Origin of the sequence: Shewanella sp. SM95 (assembly GCF_025653595.1) — a bacterium.
GTDB classification, from domain to species: Bacteria; Pseudomonadota; Gammaproteobacteria; order Enterobacterales; family Shewanellaceae; genus Shewanella; species Shewanella oncorhynchi.
Genome location: NZ_JAKKSE010000004.1, coordinates 60,669 through 80,326, shown reverse-complemented (window position 1 = coordinate 80,326; position 19,658 = coordinate 60,669). Strand labels below are relative to the sequence as shown.

Annotated in this window: 16 protein-coding genes and 2 tRNA genes; 1 reads left to right on the top strand and 17 read right to left on the bottom strand. The window is 45.0% G+C overall.

Annotation, left to right across the window (positions count from 1 at the left end; genetic code table 11):
• Positions 1-198: 198 nt before the first annotated feature.
• The 6 genes from L5M29_RS07220 to pnp form a co-directional block, all read right to left on the bottom strand.
• On the bottom strand, positions 199-1,458 hold the full coding sequence (locus tag L5M29_RS07220) for a NupC/NupG family nucleoside CNT transporter (protein WP_263167010.1): 1,260 nt from the start codon (positions 1,456-1,458) through the stop codon (positions 199-201).
• Positions 1,459-1,634: 176 nt separating this feature from the next.
• Positions 1,635-2,399 (bottom strand): TatD family hydrolase, encoded by a 765-nt coding sequence (locus tag L5M29_RS07215; RefSeq protein ID WP_263167009.1) that lies wholly within the window; start codon positions 2,397-2,399, stop codon positions 1,635-1,637.
• A 10-nt stretch (positions 2,400-2,409) separates the two neighbouring features.
• The gene (locus L5M29_RS07210; RefSeq protein WP_317629662.1) at positions 2,410-2,613 is read right to left on the bottom strand and encodes a hypothetical protein; all 204 of its coding nucleotides are present in this window, start codon (positions 2,611-2,613) and stop codon (positions 2,410-2,412) included.
• Positions 2,614-2,704: 91 nt separating this feature from the next.
• Positions 2,705-4,285: a peptide chain release factor 3 gene (gene prfC, locus L5M29_RS07205; protein WP_263167007.1), complete on the bottom strand. Its 1,581-nt coding sequence runs from the start codon at positions 4,283-4,285 to the stop codon at positions 2,705-2,707.
• A 99-nt stretch (positions 4,286-4,384) separates the two neighbouring features.
• The gene (gene nlpI, locus L5M29_RS07200; protein ID WP_173243270.1) at positions 4,385-5,287 is read right to left on the bottom strand and encodes a lipoprotein NlpI; all 903 of its coding nucleotides are present in this window, start codon (positions 5,285-5,287) and stop codon (positions 4,385-4,387) included.
• A gap of 192 nt (positions 5,288-5,479) precedes the next feature.
• Complete coding sequence (gene pnp / locus L5M29_RS07195; protein WP_105251702.1) at positions 5,480-7,579, bottom strand: polyribonucleotide nucleotidyltransferase; 2,100 nt, start codon at positions 7,577-7,579, stop codon at positions 5,480-5,482.
• Positions 7,580-7,774: 195 nt separating this feature from the next.
• Here pnp and L5M29_RS07190 point away from each other — a divergent pair, with 195 nt between their 5' ends.
• Entirely contained in the window at positions 7,775-9,829 is a 2,055-nt protein-coding gene (locus L5M29_RS07190; protein WP_263167004.1) for a putative bifunctional diguanylate cyclase/phosphodiesterase, read from the top strand.
• 181 nt (positions 9,830-10,010) lie between these two features.
• On the opposite strand, the gene rpsO is transcribed toward L5M29_RS07190, so the two are convergent.
• The 11 genes from rpsO to glmM form a co-directional block, all read right to left on the bottom strand.
• Complete coding sequence (gene rpsO / locus L5M29_RS07185) at positions 10,011-10,280, bottom strand: 30S ribosomal protein S15 (RefSeq protein ID WP_028761447.1); 270 nt, start codon at positions 10,278-10,280, stop codon at positions 10,011-10,013.
• Between the two features lie 148 nt (positions 10,281-10,428).
• Positions 10,429-11,394 carry a tRNA pseudouridine(55) synthase TruB gene (truB, locus tag L5M29_RS07180; RefSeq protein WP_113939302.1) on the bottom strand — a complete coding sequence of 322 codons (966 nt, stop codon included), beginning with the start codon at positions 11,392-11,394 and terminating at the stop codon, positions 10,429-10,431.
• Entirely contained in the window at positions 11,394-11,852 is a 459-nt protein-coding gene (gene rbfA / locus L5M29_RS07175; RefSeq protein WP_263167003.1) for a 30S ribosome-binding factor RbfA, read from the bottom strand. The genes truB and rbfA overlap by 1 nt, the downstream gene beginning before the upstream one ends.
• Positions 11,853-11,909: 57 nt before the next feature.
• On the bottom strand, positions 11,910-14,552 hold the full coding sequence (gene infB / locus L5M29_RS07170) for a translation initiation factor IF-2 (RefSeq protein ID WP_105251699.1): 2,643 nt from the start codon (positions 14,550-14,552) through the stop codon (positions 11,910-11,912).
• 25 nt (positions 14,553-14,577) lie between these two features.
• Positions 14,578-16,077, bottom strand: coding sequence for a transcription termination factor NusA (gene nusA / locus L5M29_RS07165; protein WP_263167002.1), 1,500 nt, complete (start codon positions 16,075-16,077; stop codon positions 14,578-14,580).
• 29 nt (positions 16,078-16,106) lie between these two features.
• On the bottom strand, positions 16,107-16,562 hold the full coding sequence (gene rimP / locus L5M29_RS07160) for a ribosome maturation factor RimP (RefSeq protein ID WP_006082718.1): 456 nt from the start codon (positions 16,560-16,562) through the stop codon (positions 16,107-16,109).
• A gap of 173 nt (positions 16,563-16,735) precedes the next feature.
• A tRNA-Met gene (locus tag L5M29_RS07155) sits at positions 16,736-16,812 on the bottom strand.
• 82 nt (positions 16,813-16,894) lie between these two features.
• Positions 16,895-16,981 (bottom strand) — tRNA-Leu (locus tag L5M29_RS07150).
• An 11-nt stretch (positions 16,982-16,992) separates the two neighbouring features.
• Positions 16,993-17,328: a preprotein translocase subunit SecG gene (gene secG, locus L5M29_RS07145; protein WP_028761453.1), complete on the bottom strand. Its 336-nt coding sequence runs from the start codon at positions 17,326-17,328 to the stop codon at positions 16,993-16,995.
• Position 17,329: 1 nt separating this feature from the next.
• Positions 17,330-18,112 carry a triose-phosphate isomerase gene (gene tpiA, locus L5M29_RS07140; RefSeq protein ID WP_006082720.1) on the bottom strand — a complete coding sequence of 261 codons (783 nt, stop codon included), beginning with the start codon at positions 18,110-18,112 and terminating at the stop codon, positions 17,330-17,332.
• 194 nt (positions 18,113-18,306) lie between these two features.
• The gene (gene glmM / locus L5M29_RS07135; RefSeq protein WP_028761454.1) at positions 18,307-19,644 is read right to left on the bottom strand and encodes a phosphoglucosamine mutase; all 1,338 of its coding nucleotides are present in this window, start codon (positions 19,642-19,644) and stop codon (positions 18,307-18,309) included.
• Positions 19,645-19,658 lie beyond the last annotated feature (14 nt).

Here is a 19,658-nt window from a genome sequence, read left to right as displayed (position 1 = left end):
CATTACGATTAATTAACGTAACCGTAGACTCACGACATTTAAGACAGAATGACAGCTACACTTCAGTTGCATTCTGTGTCTTTCAATTGGAGAAACTATTCACTACAGGAATCACTACTGGAAAATGGTTGAATTAACTTAGGCCCTGCCCTGCATGGTCAGGACCCAGTTAGTGGGGTTTCCCCCTGCTGTTGTTACTTAGATAGCTAAGAACAAACCAGCAAGTGTTGCGCTCATTAAGTTAGCTAAAGAGCCGGCGATAACCGCACGAATACCCATTGTAGCTAAATCATGACGACGGTTAGGAGCCATAGCACCTAAACCACCAAGCAAAATCGCGATTGAAGACAAGTTAGCGAAACCACACAGAGCAAACGAAATAATCGCCTTTGTTCTGTCTGTCATAGCTAAACCAGTTTCAGCAACTACCATGCCGCCATCAGCAATATCTTTTAAGTATGGAGCAAAGTTCAAATAAGCAACGAATTCGTTAACAATGATCTTTTGACCAATGAAAGAACCAGCCACTAAAGCTTCATTCCAAGGTACGCCGATAAGGAAGGCTAAAGGCATGAACACATAGCCAAGGATCAGTTCAAGTGTTAAACCTTCAACGCCAAACCAACCACCCACACCACCAATAATGCCGTTGACCATAGCGATCAAACCAACGAAGGCTAACAACATAGCGCCTACGTTTAAGGCTAAATGCATACCAGATGAAGCACCTGCAGCAGCGGCGTCTAGCACGTTAGCTGGTTTGTCAGGATCTTCTGGCAAATCGCTCATGTCATTTTTAGCAACTTCAGTTTCTGGGTGCATCAGTTTAGCCATTAATAGACCACCTGGTGCTGCCATGAATGAAGCGGCAACTAAGTATTCAATAGGTACACCCATCTGCGCGTAACCAGCCAATACTGAACCCGCGATTGATGCCAAACCACCCACCATGATCGCAAACAGTTCAGACTGCGTCATAGTTGGAATGAATGGGCGAACCACTAATGGGGCTTCAGTTTGACCAACGAAGATGTTAGCAGTTGCTGACATAGATTCAGTACGGCTTGTGCCCAATGCTTTTTGTAAACCACCACCGATGATACGGATGATCCACTGCATAACGCCTAAGTAATATAGAACCGCGATCAGAGAAGAGAAGAACACGATAACGGGTAACACGTTAACTGCGAAGATAAAGCCAAGTTTGAAGTTAGCTAAATCACCAAACAGGAAACCGATACCGTTTTGTGCGTAACCAATAACGCTAGAAACCGCATCAGACATCCCTTTCAGAATGTCTTTACCAACTGGAACATACAGTACAAAACCACCGAAGGCAGCCTGGATAGCTAAAGCGCCACCCACTGTACGTAAATTAATTGCTTTTTTGTTATTAGATAGGAGGAAACCTATCGCAAGTAGGGTGACCACCCCTACTAAACTCATCAATATATTCATTAACCATCACCCTATTGTTAACACTTTTTAATTATGTTGTTAATCAACCTATTTCCGAGTCAGATTATACCCGAGGCAAAGTCGAAAATCGTCGTTTTGATCATATTTTTGGAGTTTAATTTCAATCGCTTAGTGCAGAATGCTAGTGCGACATACACCTGTTTATTTAAAAACAGCTAAAGGTCAAACAGTTGCATTGCATTCAACATCAAGTGTTCTGATATTAGAACACTTGATTTTTTTTGCAAATTGGCAATTTCGTCTATAAAAAGAACAAGGTTAGCGGGCTGGTTACGTTTTTCAGTAACATTTATCGGTGTCATTGCAGGAGAGTCAGTCTCAAGTATGAAGTGCTGAAGTGGTAATTCGCTGACAGTTTTGAGCAATTTTTTAGCATTAGGGTTCATAATCAAACCACCAATTCCCAGCTTAAAACCTAATTTGATATATTCCAGTGCAATTTCAGTACTGCCAGAAAAAGCATGTATCACACCGCCTCTAGGCAATTGATACTTTTTCAAACACTCTAAAGCCTCTGAATGTGCTTTTACGCTATGAATAATAACTGGCAGATTAACGGACTTAGCTAAAGCTAATTGTGCCTCAAAAAATGCGAGCTGCTGAGGCCACGTTGAGGAATAGAGCTTATCTAAGCCACATTCACCAATAGCAACAAAGCGAGGACATTCTAGTAACGCAGAAACTTGAGATGTTAATGCTAAGATCCCAGCATCAACATCCTCTGGACAAAACCAAGGATGAATACCAAGGGCAAAATAAGTTTGGTATTGTTCGGCAACGGCGAGCTGTTTGTGCCAGTGCTGCGGGGACACACCGGGAATAATCAGATTATCTACGCCAACACTGTGCATTCGTAACACCACATCGTCGCGGTCAACATCAAACTCAGCAAAATCCAAATGGGCGTGGGTATCAATCACAGTAAATACCTCACTCTGCGGTCGATTTACCAATTGAATGAGGTTCGGGTGGTGATACCGTTTCGTCAACCACCAAAGCTTTGGCGCATTTTACCGCTAATGGAGGATCTTCAAGGTGCGGCATGCAACAGCGACGATTTTCAGGTGTCAGCCCCATTCGGTCGCACCAATGAATATAAGCCTGCCATGTTTTTGTGATCCAATTCGCCATCATTCACATCCAGAACCGATTTTTAATTTTCATTAGATACAAAAATGGCGGTGAATTCACCGCCATTTCAACCACTATTCTAGACCGAACCCTATTAATGTTCGCGGGTTTTCGCAAACTCAATATCAGGATATCTTTCCATCGAAAGATTAAGGTTAACCATAGTTGGTGCAATATAGGTTAAGTTATCGCCACCATCGAGAGCCAAGTTTTGGCTACACTTACGGCGGAACTCTTCAAGCTTACGCTCATCCTTACAATAAACCCAGCGAGCGGTAGACACGCTAATACCTTCGTAAATAGCTTCGACGTTATATTCACTCTTCAGACGACCAACAACCACTTCAAACTGCAGTACACCCACAGCGCCAACAATCAAATCGTTAGTATCAATTGGGCGGAATACTTGTACAGCACCTTCTTCAGATAACTGTACTAAGCCTTTTAAGAGCTGTTTCTGTTTAAGCGGATCACGCAGACGAATACGGCGGAACATTTCAGGGGCGAAGTTAGGTACGCCAGTGAAACGGAATTTTTCACCTTGGGTAAACGTATCGCCAATACGGATAGTGCCATGGTTATGTAAGCCGATGATATCGCCGGGATAAGCTTCTTCAGCACGCTCACGATCGCCCGCCATAAAGGTCAATGCATCGCTAACGTTAACATCTTTACCAATACGCACATGGTGCATTTTCATGCCTTGCTCGTAACGGCCAGAACACACACGCATAAAGGCGACACGGTCACGGTGTTTTGGATCCATGTTTGCTTGGATCTTGAACACGAAACCGGTGAATTTTTCTTCATCAGGCATGATAACGCGTGTATCGCTTTCGCGCGGTAATGGCTTAGGTGCCCACTCGACGATGCCGTCAAGAATATGGTCCACACCAAAGTTACCTAGCGCAGTACCGAAGAACACTGGGGTCAACTCACCTTTCAAAAAAGCCGCATGGTCAAATTCATGCGACGCGCCACGTACTAATTCCATCTCATCACGCAAATCGGCGGCATAACTGCCAATCGCTTTCTCAAGATCAGGATTATTAATGCCTTTAATCACTCGACGCTCTTGGATCGTATGTCCCATGCCGCCTTGATACAACACCACTTCATCACGCAGTATGTGGTAAATACCTTTAAATTCTTTACCGCTGCCAATAGGCCAAGTAATAGGTGCACAGGCAATATTCAGCACGTTTTCGACTTCATCCATCAGATCAATAGGATCACGGATATCGCGGTCGAGTTTGTTCATAAAGGTCACAATCGGCGTATCACGCAGACGTGTCACTTCCATCAACTTGATCGTACGGTCTTCAACACCCTTAGCAGAGTCGATCACCATCAAACATGAGTCAACGGCTGTCAGAGTACGATAAGTATCTTCAGAGAAGTCTTCGTGACCAGGCGTATCGAGTAGGTTAACAAGGGCGCCACCATAGGGGAATTGCATGACAGACGTAGTAATAGAAATACCACGGTCTTTCTCCATTTCCATCCAGTCAGACTTAGCATGCTGACCCGATTTTTTGCCTTTAACCGTACCCGCTTTCTGCAAAGCGTTTCCGAATAACAGCACTTTTTCGGTAATGGTTGTTTTACCCGCGTCGGGGTGCGATATGATCGCGAAGGTGCGACGTTTATCGACCTCTACTTTATTGCCTGACATGTTAACCTATGCACTTGTATCGCTAAAAAGGCGCAAATTATAGCGCCTCAGTTCGAGCTTGGCTAGGCAAAGCCCGAGATGAACTCGGGCTGAGAGAGGTTATTTTGTGGCTTCGAGCAAACCTTTGACTTTGGCGAGTTCAATACGCGCATATCTATGTTCGACAAAATCATAGATATTGGTTGCCAATGCTAAGCGAAAATAGTTTGCAGCATCTTGATATTGCTTAGTTTCTATCGCCATTTTTGCAAGGTAAAAATAAGCTTCGCATAAACGTTCAGCATATTCTTTCGGATATGTTAAGCCGACTTTAGCGGCAGAAAACACCTCATCACGGCTTTTTTTACCTAAATAATAATCGACGATAACGGTCGCCCAAGCATCATTTTCTAAATTCTGACGATGCTGCGCTAACTGTTTTTTAGCTTCAACGGAGTCAGCTTTCAAATCAATCAAATACAACCATAATGCCCGATAACCGTCTTTATTATCGCCTGCATAAAACGCCTGCATATCTTTAGTCGCTAAATCAATACGGTCGCCATAGTACAAAGCAATACCACGATTCAAATAGGCATAATCATAATTAGGTGCTAACTCTAATACGCCATCGAAGGCTTCATAGGCGCTGTCGAATTCACCTTCTTGGGTGTAATAAATTCCAAGGAAATTATAGGCATCAGCGAGATCAGGCTGAAGTTTTAACGCTTGCATAAAATCAATCCGTGCGAGCAGTCTTAAGCCTACACTGTCGTAAATCACACCACGATCGTAATGAAATCTGGCTCTCTGTTCATTCGTCAGTTCGACCGTAGCCAAAATCTCGTTGAGTTTTGCCAGTGTCACTTCGACTTTATAATCAGGCATAACTGGCGCGACAACCAATTTACCTTCAACATCATTATGGTTATCTAAAGGAGACTGGGTGGTTGCGCATCCGGCTAACAACAGACTGGCACTCGCCAGCACAGCAACGACAGCGGTTCTAATTTTAAGACTCATCCATTTCTACCTTTTTAGATTCCCAACATACGCAGAAGAATCTTCATGATAGCAATCCCACCACAGGACCGCTATTAGGGAATTAAGATTAATAGTGACTTTCTTAATGCCAAAACAAAAAAGGAGATCATTTGATCTCCTTTTGATGCAATCACTTAGAAAGTGTGTGCCTATAAATAAGTCAAAGACTCATTATTCAGCAGCAGCTTCTTTCGTTTGTGCTTCTTTAATTGACAGACGTACGCGGCCTTGACGATCCACTTCCATCACCTTAACGGCAACTTCTTGGTTCAGCTCAAGGTGATCAGACACGTTAGCAACACGTTCATCACTGATTTGTGAAATGTGTACTAAACCGTCTTTGCCCGGCAGAATGTTCACGAACGCGCCGAAATCAACGATACGGATAACCTTACCATTGTAGATACGACCCACTTCAACTTCTGATGTGATTTCTTCGATACGACGGATAGCTTCTTTAGTTGCTTCGCCGTTTGAAGAAGCGATCTTCACAGTACCATCATCTTCCAGTTCAATCGTTGTGCCGGTTTCTTCAGTAAGAGCACGGATAACTGCGCCGCCTTTACCGATAACGTCACGGATTTTTTCTGGGTTAATCTTAATAACAGTGATACGTGGAGCGTGATCAGAAATATCATCACGGTGTGAACCAATCGCTTGATCCATCACGTTCAGGATATGTACACGTGCGCCATAGGCTTGTTGCAGTGCGATATCCATGATTTCTTTAGTGATACCTTCGATCTTGATATCCATCTGCAGTGCAGTAATACCATCACGCGTACCCGCAACTTTAAAGTCCATGTCACCTAAATGATCTTCATCACCTAAGATGTCAGAAAGAACAACGAAATCATCGCCTTCTTTCACTAGACCCATAGCGATACCCGCTACAGAAGTCTTGATAGGCACACCAGCATCCATAAGCGCTAAAGAAGTACCACATACTGACGCCATAGAGCTTGAACCGTTAGATTCAGTGATTTCAGATACAACGCGCACGCTGTATGGGAATTCAGCAGCTGAAGGCATAACAGCATTGATACCGCGCCATGCTAACTTACCATGACCGATTTCGCGGCGCTTAGGTGATCCCACCATGCCTGTTTCACCAACAGAGTATGGAGGGAAGTTATAGTGCAGCATAAAACGGTTAGTGCGCTCGCCCATGATGCTGTCGATCTTCTGTGCATCACGTTCAGTACCTAAAGTACAAGTGACTAACGCTTGAGTTTCGCCACGAGTGAACAATGCGCTACCGTGAGTACGTGGCAATACGCCCGCTAACACACTTAAGGCACGGATCATGTCTGGTTCACGACCATCGATACGTGGCTCGCCACGGATGATGCGACCACGAACCACTTTCTTCTCTAAGCTACCCAGTAAGTTGTCAACTTCACGTAAATCAACGCTTGGATTACTCGCTAACAAGGCTTCTTTTGCTGCTGCTTTAACTACAGAAACTTGAGCATAACGATCTTGTTTAACTTGGATTTTATACGCATCACCTAAACCAGCTTCAGCAAGCTCTTTGATTTGGGCAACTAAATCGGCATCTTGCGTTGGTGCAGTCCAATCCCAAGTTGGTTTACCGGCTTCTGCTTTAAATTCAGCAATCGCCTTGATAACCACTTGTTGTTGATCGTGACCGTAAACTACAGAACCTAACATCACTTCTTCTGGTAATGCTTGGGCTTCTGATTCCACCATTAATACTGCACCAGCAGTACCAGCAACCACTAAGTTCAGTTGACTGGTTGCAAGTTGTGCAACACTTGGGTTCAACACGTATTCGCCATCAATGTAACCCACACGTGCAGCACCTAAAGGACCGCTGAATGGAATACCAGAAATAGCCAGTGCCGCAGAAGTACCGATCATGGAGATGATATCTGGCTCGATTTGTGGATCGACAGATACTACGGTAATGATAACTTGAACTTCGTTTTTGAAACCATTAGGGAAAAGAGGGCGAATTGGACGATCGATCAGACGAGCGATTAATGTCTCATCTTCTGAAGGACGGCCTTCACGCTTAAAGAAACCACCAGGAATTTTACCCGCTGCGTAGGTTTTTTCTTGATAGTTAACAGTCAGAGGGAAAAAGTCACGGCCTGCATCTGCATCTTTTTTACCGACAACAGTGACTAACACTGTCGTGTCACCCATACTCGCTAAAACGGCTGCATCAGCTTGACGCGCTATAACACCTGTTTCCAGGGTGACTGTATGTTGACCATACTCAAAACTCTTTACAATAGGATTCACGTGACCCATTCCTTAATTAATGACCTTGAATTACGCGCGTAAGTATACTGCAATTCGGATCAATAGATAAAGAGCAGATAATGATGACAAATACGTAACTTTTCACTAAAGTGGTTAAATCAACAAAGAGTTGCGGTTTATATTGATACGGAAAATCTCGCCGATGGTGAATAATTATCATGAAGGATGCGCCCGATGACAGGCCGTTTTAAGTCACTGACGTGGAAACAAACTAACATAGTCGTATTTACTGCCCTATTTTTTGCCATTGCCATTTTTATTGTTGAAATCGCTTTAGTCGTCGTATCAACCAAACAACAACTCACGACCACTCAGCAAGAACTCCTTGATTCAGTTGAACAACCTGCAGCAAATGCCGTATGGGCATTAGATGATAATTTAGCCCGTCAAACTTTAGAGGGTGCCATCAAAGTCGAACATGTTGGCTCGGCGGTGATTGAGCTGGACGATGGCTCAATGTTTGTTTCTGTCAGTAATAATAAGCAGAATAACTCACAGACTTTTATCAGTTTAAGTAATAAATTATTTGATGATCTCAAAGAAATTTCTCGCCCTTTGTATAGGCCTTTTTATTTTGAAGGTACCCAACAACAGCAACTCATTGGTACATTGACGGTTTTCTACGATACCCAAGAACTAACAAACACCCTCTTCTCGCAGTTAAGATTTAGTTTTTTTGCTACTCTCGCTCGTGCACTCTTACTCACCTTAGTGCTGTCCGTGGTATTCCATCGCTTCCTGACTCAGCCTATCGCACGCATCAGTGAGGCCATAGATAAGATCGAACCCGACTCTCCAGATGAAAATCTCTTACCTATGTCCAACGCACACAAGGATGATGAACTCGGCTTAGTAACCTCAAAATTCAACCAAATTCTTATTCAATTTAGCCAAACCCAGTCCAAACTGCGCAAAATGGCGACCCGAGATCCGCTAACGGGTTTACCTAACCGCACATTATTGCTTGAAACCATCGCAGTCACTATCCAACGCTCGCGAGTACACAAACGCAGCTTTGCATTGATGTTTATCGACTTAGACCGTTTTAAGAATATCAACGATTCCCTTGGCCACGCATTAGGCGATCAATTCCTCGCTCGTATCGCCCGTATTCTCGAACGCTTCGTTGGTGATAAAGGCACAGTTTCCCGCTTAGGTGGCGATGAATTCGTTATTCTGGCCGATACAGTTCACACCCCAGACCAAGCAGCAGATTTTGTAGATAAGCTACTGATCCAGCTCAATGTCCCGATTCAATTAAATGAACATGCAATTCATCCTGCCGCATCGATTGGGATTTCTATTTATCCCGAAGATGGTAACAGCGCTGAAGATTTGATCCGTCACGCTGACATTGCCATGTACAGCGCGAAAGCTGCAGGCTCGAATCAATGGGCCTTCTTCAAACAACAGATGACTGAGCGAGCAGCAGTTCGTTTACGCACTGAAGCATCTTTACATGATGCGTTAAAAAACAATGAATTTTTACTGTATTTCCAACCGAAACTTGATCTGCAAACGGGCAAAGTCATCGCCTGTGAAGCCTTGATCCGTTGGCAAAAAGACGGACGACTCATCAGCCCCATTTCCTTTATTCCCGTCGCGGAAGAGACCGGTATCATCATTCCTATAGGTCGTTGGGTGATAGAGCAAAGCTGTAAAGTACTTAGGGAATGGCAGAAAAAATATAACTATGCCATCCCAATTGCGATTAATGTTGCCTCACAGCAATTTGCCGATGCAAGTTTAGTTCCCGATATCAAACAGATGGCATTACGCTATCAAATCCAACCCGAGTTGCTGGAAATTGAAATCACTGAAACCTCGTTGATGAACGACATTGAACTCGCTATCGCTAAGCTTGAACAATTGAAATCAGCCGGATTTGGTATTGCCGTCGATGACTTTGGCACAGGGTATTCTTCACTCTGTTACCTGCGCCATTTGCCTATCACTACCATGAAAATCGATCGTTGTTTCGTTTCCGATCTACCAGGGGATAGCGCAATTGCATCGACCATTTTAATGTTGGGAAAGCAGCTTAATTTGACCATTGTGGCCGAAGGCATTGAAAACGAGCAGCAATTGGATTGGTTGAAAGAAAATCAGTGCCAAGTCGGCCAAGGTTTCTATTTTAGTCAACCTCTACCCCAAGCAGAATTTGAAGCGCTGTATATAGCAACACAAACAGCAACAATAAGTAGTCTTGATGGTTTACGTGGGGCTTAGGATACTTACATTGGCACTTAAGTTTCGATTCGATGCTTAATCACATCAAGCTAAGCATAACGGACCTAAACATTAGACTGTAACTTCTTTATATCTCTCGTTTACACAATCAATATTCTGTTGGATTTTAGGTAATAAAAAAGGAGGCTAAGCCTCCTTTTTCACGTTAGTCGACGCGAAATTAACGACGTAGACCTAACTTTTGGATCAGAGCAGTGTAACGTGCTAAATCAGTACGTTTCAGGTAAGCAGTTAACTTACGACGTGAGCTAACCATACGTAACAGACCACGACGTGAGTGGTGATCATGAATGTGCTCTTTGAAGTGATCTTGCAAATGGTTGATTTGCGCAGTTAACAAAGCAACTTGAACTTCAGTTGAACCAGTGTCGTTTTCACAACGGCCAAAATCAGCCAAAATTTTTGCTTTTGCTTCAGGACTTAGTGACATGTATATCTCCAAATAAATAATATGAATCTCTAGCCGATCACTAACTCAGCCAGAGGGCGCGCTATTTTACCCATAAACCCACCCTAGCGCAATAAAAGGCGGGGACTAATGCATCAACTAATTTAATCATTTGTCGATGGATAGCGGGCTAATGCGTTTCTGCAGGTTCGTCATGGATAACAATGAGTCGTTTCGGCGCTAATAAGCCATCTTCGTTCATTGTGCCAATCCCCACAAATCGGCGAATGTCACCTAAAGTGATACGTACCAACTCATCGGTTTTCAAATCTGCATTAACTGGTACTCGAACCGCTTGACCTTGCATTAAGTAAGGAGCTATCGCATCCGGCACATTCACCTCTGGAAAATCGGCCACGGCCGTGTCCATAGGCAATAACAGAGGGTCGAGTAATACGCTCGGATCTATCTGTTGTTCATGTGCTTGAGCAACTAGCGTTTCAAGTTGTTCTAAAGTGACCATTCTGGCATAGGGATACTGTGCAACTTGGGTGCGGCGCAGCATAATCACATGGGCGCCGCAACCGAGCATCTCACCGAGATCATCTATGATAGTGCGAATATAAGTGCCCTTAGAACAATGAATGTCTAAGGTCAGCTCATCGCCTTCAAGACCGATGAAATTTAGCTCAAATACCGTAATAGGGCGGGATTCACGCGGCACTTCTATGCCTTCACGGGCATATTTATACAGAGGCTGACCCTGATATTTCAGCGCGGAATACATAGAAGGAACTTGCTGAGTTTCACCACGGAAGAAATCAAGCGCAGTTAATAGCTGCGCCTCGGTAAAATCAATGGCGCGGGTTTGCACCACTTCACCATCGGAATCACTGGTATCTGTCCGTTCGCCAAGCTTTGCCGTGACTAAGTAGCGTTTATCGGCATCCAATAGATGCTGAGAAAACTTAGTCCCTTCGCCTAAGCATACAGGTAACATACCTGTCGCTAACGGATCAAGTGCACCCGTATGCCCAGCTTTATTCGCATTAAAAAAGCGCTTTACCCTTTGCAATGCAAAGTTAGAACTCATGCCAGTGGATTTATCCAGCAGCACTATCCCATCGATAAAACGACCTTTTGGACGACGAGCCATTAATCTTTACCTTCCGTTTCATCTGCGTCATCAGCAATATCATCACCTAAGACTTCATCTTCAACCGATACGTCTTCGCTGCCAAATTGCTGTTGCTTCGCTTTGTCTTGGTTGATCACTTGGCTAACTAAGTTAGACATGCGCATACCTTCAACCAGCGAGCTATCGTAGATAAAACGCAGTTCAGGCATGACACGCAGCTTCATACGACCCGCCACTAAAGTGCGGATATAAGGAGCTGCGCTGATCAAAGCGTTTAGCTTTTCTTGAACGACAGCTTTGTCTTCTTCAAAAAAAGTCACAAACACTTTGGCATAGCTGAGATCGCGAGAGACGTCGACGTCATTCACAGTCACAAAGCCAATACGAGGATCTTTCATGTCGCGCTGTAGCACTTGAGCAAGTTCTTGCTGAAGCTGCTGAGCGATTCGACGAGTACGACTGAATTCTTTTGCCATAATATTTCTTACCATAGCTTAAATTGATAAGGGCGGCTAAAGCCGCCCTTATTATCGTTACAGAGTACGAGCAATCTCGACGGTTTCGAATACTTCGATTTGGTCGCCAACGCGAACATCGTTGTAATTCTTAACGCCAATACCACATTCCATACCATTGCGAACTTCAGCAACGTCGTCTTTAAAGCGACGTAGCGATTCGAGTTCACCTTCGTAGATAACAACGTTATCACGTAGTACGCGAATTGGCGCGCTACGCTTGATGGTACCTTCGGTCACCATACAGCCAGCAATTGCACCCAGCTTAGGTGACTTGAACACATCACGAACTTCAGCCAGACCGATAATTTGTTGTTTGAACACAGGAGACAGCATACCAGTCATCGCTGCACGCACTTCATCAATCAAATTATAGATAACGCTGTAGTAACGTAAATCAACACTTTCACTTTCGATAGTCTTACGGGCTTGTGCATCGGCACGTACGTTAAAGCCAACCATGATAGCGTTAGAGGCAGCCGCTAAGGTTGCATCCGTTTCAGTCAGTGCACCCACACCGCGAGCGATGATGTTCACTTTCACTTCGTCGGTAGACAAACCTGTTAACGAATCAGTAATCGCTTCGAGTGAACCTTGTACGTCTGCTTTAAGAACGATGTTCAGTTCTTTCACTTCGCCGTCTGTCATGTTCGCAAACATGTTTTCTAGCTTAGATTTTTGCTGACGTGCCAGTTTCACATCACGGAACTTACCTTGACGATACAGGGCAACTTCACGAGCTTTACGTTCGTCACGTACGACTGTTGCTTCATCACCTGCAGACGGAACGCCTGACAGACCTAGAATTTCAACAGGAATAGATGGACCCGCTTCAGTGATTGAACGACCGTTTTCGTCTTTCATTGCACGAATTTTACCGTACTCAAGACCACACAGAACGATATCACCTTGGCGCAGCGTACCTTCTTGAACCAGAATCGTAGCCACAGGGCCGCGACCTTTGTCCAATTGTGATTCAATGACCACACCGGCAGCCATACCATCACGTACCGCTTTCAGTTCAAGAACTTCAGCTTGCAGTAAGATACCTTCTAACAGTTCGTCAACGCCTTCACCTGTCTTAGCTGAAACGAAGGCAAACATGTTGTCTCCACCCCAATCTTCAGACATAACACCGTGTTGCGACAATTCGCTCTTAACGCGATCGATATCCGCTTCCGGTTTATCCATCTTGTTCACAGCCACGATTAATGGCACGTTACCAGCTTTAGCATGTTGAATGGCTTCGATTGTTTGCGGCATTACACCGTCATCGGCAGCAACAACTAGCACAACAATATCCGTTGCCTTGGCACCACGGGCACGCATTGCGGTAAACGCGGCGTGACCAGGGGTATCAAGGAAAGTGATCATGCCATTTTCAGTTTCAACATGGTATGCACCGATATGCTGAGTAATACCACCGGCTTCGCCAGCAGCCACTTTAGCGCGGCGAATGTAGTCAAGTAACGAAGTCTTACCGTGGTCAACGTGACCCATGATAGTCACAACTGGTGCACGAGATTCTAGCTTGATGCCATCTTCATCATCACGGTCTTGTAGCACTTGGTGCTCAAGTTCGTTTTCACGGATAAGCACAACTTTGTGACCCATTTCTTCAGCAACTAGCTGGGCAGTCTCTTGATCCAACACTTGGTTGATCGTGACCATAGAACCCATTTTCATCATCTGCTTGATGATTTCAGTCGCTTTCACTGCCATTAAATGCGCAAGTTCAGAAACAGTCACAGTTTCACCGATACGCACATCACGGCTCACTGCTGCCACAGGCTTATTGAAGCCATGCGCCATAGACTCAGGTGCAGTACTGCGGTTACGCATGTGTTTTTCACGGCCGTCACGGGCATCTTTGCCGCCACGTTTTTTCGCGTTGCTCTTGTTACGAGCACGACGTCCGCGTTTTTCTTCATCCAGATCAGAGGTATCTTCAGCAGCACGAGCTACTTTAGATGTCGTGATGTGATGATCACCGTTTTTCTCGGCTTCTAAACGTTGGCGCTCTTCTTCGGCCCAGCGCTTAGAATGTTCTTCAGCGAGTAAGCGAGCAGTTTCTGCCGCTTTAGCCGCTTCTTCGTCTTGCTTACGTTTAGTTGCCGCTTCTTGCGCCGCTTTCAAACGTTCAGCTTCTAGACGAGCCGCTTCTGCTTCTGGTGACATATCTTTAACCACTTTCACTTCGGCTGCTGCTTTAGCTTTCGCCTTGGCTTCTGCTTCCACTTTTGCCTTAGCATCTGCTTCAGCTTTCACTTTTGCTGCCGCAGCAGCTTCTGCTTCGGCCTTTGCTTTTGCCAAAGCTTCTGCTTCGGCTTTCGCTTCTTCTTCAGCCTTCAGAGTAGCCTCATTAGCATCACGCTTAACGAAAGTTCGTGTTTTACGAACTTCAACTTTAACATCTTTAGATTGACCACCATTACCGGCCACACTTAGGGTCGATACGGTTTTACGCTGCAGCGTCATTTTCGTTGGCGCATTTTCGCCACCGTGCTGCTTTTTCAGATAATCCAGTAACTGCTGCTTTTCAGCTTCAGTCACTTTATCAGCTTGGCCTTTCTTAATTCCAGCCTGAGAGAATTGCTCAATCAGACGTTCAACACTTTTACCCACTTCCGTGGCCAATTTCTCTACGGTAGTATCTGCCATCAGTTAAATCCCCCTGTTGATCGACTTATGCTTCTTCGCCAAACCAACAGATATTGCGGGCTGCCATGATGAGCTCACCTGCTTTTTCTTCTGTCAATTCTTCAATTTCGATCAAATCATCAATGCCTTGTTCAGCCAAGTCTTCTAGAGTCACAATACCTTTGCTAGCGAAAACATAGGCTAAGTGTCTTTCAACACCTTCAAGTGCTAGCAACTCTTCACTTGGCTCCACACCATCCAGTGCTTCTTCAGTAGCGAGAGCTCGAGTTGAGATCGCCGCTTTTGCACGTTCACGTAAAGCTTCGACGAGATCTTCGTCAAAACCATCAATCGCCAATAGTTCAGACACAGGCACATAGGCAACTTCTTCGAGCGACGTAAAGCCCTCATCTGCCAGTACTTGTGCAAAATCTTCATCGACATCCAGTGAGTTAACAAATAAATCAACCACCTTGGCACTTTCTGCCTGATGTTTCTTATTCATATCTTCCACTGTCATAACGTTCAGAACCCAACCAGTCAGTTGTGTTGCTAAACGTACGTTCTGGCCATTACGTCCAATGGCTTGTGCCAAACTATCGGCTTCAACAGCGATATCCATAGAATGGTTATCTTCGTCGACTATGATAGAGGCAACATCGGCTGGCGCCATGGCATTGATCACGTATTGTGCTGGATTATCATCCCACAACACGATATCAACACGTTCGCCACCCAGTTCATTCGAAACGGCTTGTACACGCGCACCGCGCATACCCACACACGCACCGATAGGATCGATACGGCGATCATTCGACTTAACGGCGATCTTAGCGCGAGCGCCTGGATCACGAGCTGCGCCCATGATTTCAATCAGTTCGTCAGCAATTTCAGGTACTTCAACACGGAAAAGCTCGATCAGCATTTCAGGTTTAGTACGGCTTAAGAATAACTGTGCGCCGCGAGCTTCTGGACGTACTGAGTACAATAATGCACGTACGCGGTCGCCTGGACGGAAAGATTCACGTGAAATTAAATCTTCACGGAACAACACGCCGTCAGCGTTATTACCTAAGTCAACCACTACGCTTTCGCGAGTTGCTTTTTTGACTATACCAGTGATTAACTCACCTTCTTGATCTTGGAACTGTTCAACCACTTGCGCACGTTCAGCTTCACGTACTTTCTGTACGATCACTTGCTTAGCAGTTTGAGTGGTAATACGGTCAAACACCACTGATTCGATATCGTCTTCGATAAACTCGCCAGGTTGGATGTCTGGATTTTCGTATCGTGCCGCTTCTAACGTGATTTCGCGGTAAGGATTTTCTAACGCTTCACCGTGATCATCAACCACCATCCAACGACGGAAAGTATCATAACCACCGGTTTTACGGTCGATAGCAACACGAACGTCAATATCACCTTCGTATTTTTTCTTGGTTGCTGTGGCCAGAGCAATCTCTAGCGCTTCAAAAATTTTTTCGCGTGGAACGGCCTTTTCATTTGAAACCGCCTCAGCGACTAGCAGAATCTCTTTATTCATCTCGTCTTGCCTCGTTCACCTTGAAACCATCAAAACTTAGCGATTAAGTTGCCTTTGCGGATATTATCCAATGCGACAACTAACTCTTTACCATTCACTTTCAGCGAGAGCATTTGCCCGTCGACTGCAGTGATGGCGCCTTTTAAATTACGACTGCCGTCAACCGGCATAGTCAATTGAAGCTTTACATCCTCGCCTACATAGCCCGCGTACTGCTCAGCAGTAAATAAGGGTCTATCTACGCCTGGCGAAGAAACCTCTAGGGTATATTCTGTAGAAATAGGATCTTCAACATCGAGTACAGCACTGACTTGGCGACTTGCATTGGCACAATCTTCAATATTGATACCATTCTCACCATCAATGAACACTCGCAGTGTGGAATGCTTACCCGCTTGAACATATTCAATGCCCCACAGCTGAAAGCCTAATGCTTCCACAGGTACTTTGAGCATTTCTGCCAGTCTGAATTCTAACGTTGCCAAGATTGACCCCCGAAAAAACAAAAAAGGGCTTAATAGCCCTAGTACAACGCCACATACGAAGCATGCGACAAATTTAAAAGTCCCAGATAACAAAAAACCCCGTAATCACGAGGTCATTAATTTCAAGAACCTGTAAACCATAACGAATTCAAAAACTATTCGTTACTAGGAGCTGGTTGCGGGGGCCGGATTTGAACCGACGACCTTCGGGTTATGAGCCCGACGAGCTACCATGCTGCTCCACCCCGCGTCAACTGTGTGCAAGTATATTGACTATCGTCATTTCTTGCAATAACTAAGAGAGAACTTATCTCGTCTATCTTAGTTATATTTGGTGCCGAGAGCGGGACTTGAACCCGCACGACCGTTAGGTCACAGCCACCTCAAGGCTGCGCGTCTACCAATTTCGCCACCTCGGCGACACCTTTTACTAGTCAGGAATTTTCGTTTCTGACTTTTGGGTTCCTTGCTCAACAGGTTGGGTAACCTGTTCAGTGTCTGAACCTAAATCTTTCCATGAATCTTCATTTTTTGCGTGATTTGCACTTAAGTTACCAATAAGCAGACTTAAAGTGAAAAACGCAATGGCAAGAATCGCCGTACTGCGTGTCAGGAAATTACCTGAACCGCTTGAACCAAAAAGAGTACCTGATGCACCGGCGCCAAAAGAGGCCCCCATGTCAGCTCCCTTACCTTGCTGAATTAATACTAAGCCGATTAGACCTAATGCAACCAACAAGTAAATAACTACTAGAACTTCATACATATTATGCGCTCATCGCTATGGTACACAGACTTAAAAACTCGCTAGAGTTTAAGCTAGCACCGCCAATCAGTCCACCATCAACATCAGGTTGGGCAAATAAATCTGCAGCATTACTCGGTGTCACACTACCACCGTAGAGAATCCTGATATTTTCTCCGATAAACGGAGACACTTCAGAGAGGCGTTTGCGAATAAACGCATGAACTTCTTGTGCCTGCTCTGGTGTAGCACTTTTACCTGTTCCTACAGCCCAAAGCGGCTCGTAGGCGATAATAGCGTTATCAAAAGCCATAGTGCCATTTTTCTGGATCACTATATCCAACTCTTCAGCAATCACCTCAAAGGTGCGTCTTGCTTCACGTGCTGGACCTGACTCACCCACACATAAAATTGGAGTTAAGCCATGCTTTTGTGCAGCGGCGAATTTCTCCGCTACGATATTACTCGTCTCTCCGTACATACGGCGACGTTCTGAATGCCCGATAATTACATATCGACATCCTGAATCTTTGAGCATCTGACCTGAAACTTCTCCGGTATAAGCGCCAAAGTCATGTTGACTTAGGTTTTGTGCGCCCATCCTAACAAGTGAACCGTCTAACGCTTCCTTGTTTGCTTCTAGCAGTTGCCTAACGCTCTCTAGATAGATAGAAGGCGGGCATAAAACCACTTCAGCTGAATCATTTTGGAGCTTAGAGGCAAATTTTTTGAACAACTCTTGTGCTAATGCCGCACTGCCGTTCATCTTCCAATTGCCAGCTACCATAGGACGTCTGAGTGCCATCACTGTCTCCTCTGAAAGCGGCGTGAATAATAGCGAACCACTTATTAAGTTACAATAGCTAAATTCGAATTTTTTCAGATATCAGGTTGGAATGCTTATTTTTTACACGCCAAAGCTGTTTTCTGTTCATTTGTGCAGCTAACACCTTAATTTTAAATTGGTATCAGCCGCACTCATTACAAAATTAGCAAATATTAGCTTGCCGATTTTACCGCATCCGCAATCAAATTTGCGTGCGCCAATACTGCACTATGATCGTCACCTTCAACCATGACACGGATCAAAGGTTCAGTACCTGACTTACGTAATAATACTCGGCCACGCACGCCCAGTTGAGATTCAACCTGTGCCTGCGCCGCTTTAACTTTATCTGACTTAAGAGGGTCGTGCTCGCCTTCAAAGCGCACATTGACTAACACCTGCGGCAACATTTCCATCGCAGAAGTCAGTTCTTCTAGCGTGGCATTCTGACGACGCATAGCCGCTAACACTAAAATCCCCGCAACGATGCCATCACCAGTTGTGCCGTGATCAAGATTGAGGATATGCCCTGAATTTTCACCGCCAATGCGCCAATCGAGTTCTTTAAGTAGTTCCATCACATAACGGTCGCCCACTTTCGAACGCGCAAAGGGGATGTCTAATGCTTGCAAGGCGAGATCAAGCCCAAGGTTTGACATTAACGTACCAACTACACCACCACGTAATACGCCACGGGATTTCGCATCACAGGCCAGAATATATAAAATTTGATCGCCGTCGATCACTTCGCCTTTGCTGTTGACCATCATAATACGGTCACCGTCACCGTCGAGTGCGATGCCTAAATCGGCACTTTCGGCTAGAACGGTTTCACAAATTTTGCCCATGGACGTCGCGCCCACTTTATCATTGATGTTCATCCCGTTGGGTTTATCACCAATGGCAATCACCTCGGCGCCTAACTCACGAAACACAGCTGGCGCTATGTGATAAGTTGCGCCATGGGCACAATCAACCACAATTTTTAGCCCAGTTAACGTGTGTTCTGCAGGAAAATTACCTTTGCAATACTCAATATAACGGCCACGGGCATCTTCAATACGCGATACCTTCCCCAATAGATGCGATTCAACACAAACGAGGGGCTTTTCAAGCTCGGCTTCAATTTCTAGCTCTAGGTTATCGTCTAACTTACTGCCGTCGGTGGAAAAAAACTTAATACCATTATCGTAATACGGATTGTGTGACGCGCTGATCACCACCCCAGCTTCGGCGCGAAACGTGCGCGTCAAATAGGCTACTGCTGGCGTTGGCATAGGTCCCATTAACATCACATTAAGGCCTGCAGCAGAAAGGCCAGCTTCTAATGCTGACTCAAACATATAGCCCGAAATACGGGTATCTTTACCTATAATCACCTTTTTGGTACCACTGCGGGATAACACGCGCCCCGCCGCCCAACCTAACTTAAGCGCGAGCTCAGGCGTCATTTGACCTGAACCGACTTTTCCCCGAATACCGTCAGTTCCAAAAAATTTACGTTCTTTCATATCGCTCCACAAAC

Excerpts from the sequence above, each read along its gene's own strand:
- L5M29_RS07220 (WP_263167010.1), bottom strand. The coding sequence starts at position 1,458 with ATGAATATATTGATGAGTTTAGTAGGGGTGGTCACCCTACTTGCGATA.
- L5M29_RS07210 (WP_317629662.1), bottom strand. The coding sequence starts at position 2,613 with ATGATGGCGAATTGGATCACAAAAACATGGCAGGCTTATATTCATTGG.
- prfC (WP_263167007.1), bottom strand. The coding sequence starts at position 4,285 with ATGTCAGGCAATAAAGTAGAGGTCGATAAACGTCGCACCTTCGCGATC.
- nlpI (WP_173243270.1), bottom strand. The coding sequence starts at position 5,287 with ATGAGTCTTAAAATTAGAACCGCTGTCGTTGCTGTGCTGGCGAGTGCC.
- L5M29_RS07190 (WP_263167004.1), top strand. The coding sequence starts at position 7,775 with ATGACAGGCCGTTTTAAGTCACTGACGTGGAAACAAACTAACATAGTC.
- rpsO (WP_028761447.1), bottom strand. The coding sequence starts at position 10,280 with ATGTCACTAAGTCCTGAAGCAAAAGCAAAAATTTTGGCTGATTTTGGC.
- truB (WP_113939302.1), bottom strand. The coding sequence starts at position 11,394 with ATGGCTCGTCGTCCAAAAGGTCGTTTTATCGATGGGATAGTGCTGCTG.
- rbfA (WP_263167003.1), bottom strand. The coding sequence starts at position 11,852 with ATGGCAAAAGAATTCAGTCGTACTCGTCGAATCGCTCAGCAGCTTCAG.
- infB (WP_105251699.1), bottom strand. The coding sequence starts at position 14,552 with ATGGCAGATACTACCGTAGAGAAATTGGCCACGGAAGTGGGTAAAAGT.
- nusA (WP_263167002.1), bottom strand. The coding sequence starts at position 16,077 with ATGAATAAAGAGATTCTGCTAGTCGCTGAGGCGGTTTCAAATGAAAAG.
- secG (WP_028761453.1), bottom strand. The coding sequence starts at position 17,328 with ATGTATGAAGTTCTAGTAGTTATTTACTTGTTGGTTGCATTAGGTCTA.
- tpiA (WP_006082720.1), bottom strand. The coding sequence starts at position 18,112 with ATGGCACTCAGACGTCCTATGGTAGCTGGCAATTGGAAGATGAACGGC.
- glmM (WP_028761454.1), bottom strand. The coding sequence starts at position 19,644 with ATGAAAGAACGTAAATTTTTTGGAACTGACGGTATTCGGGGAAAAGTC.